This window comes from Vibrio sp. 10N.247.310.98, from assembly GCF_041467395.1.
GTDB classification, from domain to species: domain Bacteria; phylum Pseudomonadota; class Gammaproteobacteria; order Enterobacterales; family Vibrionaceae; genus Vibrio; species Vibrio crassostreae_C.
This window is the reverse complement of record NZ_JBFSUL010000123.1, coordinates 1-1,426: the sequence shown is the minus strand read 5'-3', so window position 1 is coordinate 1,426 and position 1,426 is coordinate 1. Positions and strand designations below refer to the sequence as shown.

Below are 1,426 nucleotides of genomic sequence, written 5' to 3'. Positions count from 1 at the left end.
TGAACTGACCCCCAATAGTTGGACACCAATTATTGGGGGTCTTTTTATGTCCAAATATAGCCGTGAGCTAAAATGTATCATTGCTAAGCAATACTTAGATGGCACGTCATCTCTCTATTTAGCAAAACAATATTCAATTTCTTCAAGGCAGATACGGTATTGGGCTCAAGTCTTTGCCATCCATGGTACTGATTCATTTTTACCAACTAAGCATGCCGCGACTGCTCAAACAAAACGAAAAGCATTGAATTTAATGTGGACGAATGAATGGTCTCTCACGCACACTAGCGCTGTATTAAACCTCTCATCCCCTGGGATACTCTCTGTCTGGCTCAAAAGATTTAATGAGCTCGGTATCAAGGGGCTCAAAATGCGCCAGAAAGGAAGACCCTCAATGAAACAGCAACCTCAACGTACCACTAAGCCTGATAATGAAATGACACTTGAGGAGCTAAAAGAGGAGTTGGTCTACTTACGAACCGAGAATGCCGTTCTAAAAAAGTTGGAAGAGTTGGAGCAGGAAAAAAACCGTCGAACAAAGAAAAAGCGGTCATAGCTCTAACTCTTAAAGGCAAGTACCCGCTGAAGCACTTACTGCAGACTCTACAGCTGGCAAAAAGTGTCTTTTATTATCAAGCTCAAACAAACAAGCGCCCAAATAGCTACGAACGTGAGCTGCGGTTGATAAAGTCAATTTATCATGAACATAAGGGTCGATACGGCTACCGCCGTATTCACTTGGAACTAAAAAATCAGGGGTTCGTGCTTAATCACAAAACGGTTCAAAGGCTTATGGCTCAGCTCAACCTTAAATCGACGGTCAGGATTAAAAAGTATCGTTCATACCGAGGAGAGTCTGGAACAGCTGCTCCTAACCTGCTTGAAAGAGATTTTAGTGCGACTCAACCCGATGAAAAGTGGGTAACTGATGTCACGGAGTTCAAAGTCAAAGAGCAGAAAGTATACTTGTCTCCCGTGGTCGACTTGTTTACTCAGGAGGTAGTGGCTTATAGAGTGGCCAAAAATGCCTGCTTGCCGCTTGTCACGGATATGCTAACGGAAGCCATATCAAAGCTCAAACCCAACTCAAAGCCAATTATACATAGCGATCAAGGTTGGCAATATCGTCATCGACAGTATCAGAAAAAGGTAGCGGAGAGTGGGTTAACACAAAGCATGTCGAGAAAAGGTAACTGCTTGGATAATGCGGTTGCTGAAAACTTTTTTGCTTTACTCAAAACAGAGATGTATCACAACCAAAGCTTTGAAGATGCAGATGCTCTGATAGAGCAAATTAAAGAATACATCGAGTACTACAATACCAAACGTATAAAAGTGAAACTAAAAGGCCTGACTCCGATAGAATATCGAACTCAGGCCTTGAAAGCCGCTTAACAGAAATGTCCAACTTTACGGGGTCACTTCA

2 protein-coding genes are annotated in these 1,426 nt (G+C 42.5%); both read left to right on the top strand.

The annotated features are described in order from the left end of the window. Nucleotides 1-46 precede the first annotated feature (46 nt). Nucleotides 47-556: a helix-turn-helix domain-containing protein gene (locus AB6E78_RS22875; protein ID WP_029236503.1), complete on the top strand. Its 510-nt coding sequence runs from the start codon at nt 47-49 to the stop codon at nt 554-556. Continuing rightward, nucleotides 553-1,395: an IS3 family transposase gene (locus AB6E78_RS22870; RefSeq protein WP_106427183.1), complete on the top strand. Its 843-nt coding sequence runs from the start codon at nt 553-555 to the stop codon at nt 1,393-1,395. The genes AB6E78_RS22875 and AB6E78_RS22870 overlap by 4 nt, the downstream gene beginning before the upstream one ends. Nucleotides 1,396-1,426: the final 31 nt, after the last annotated feature.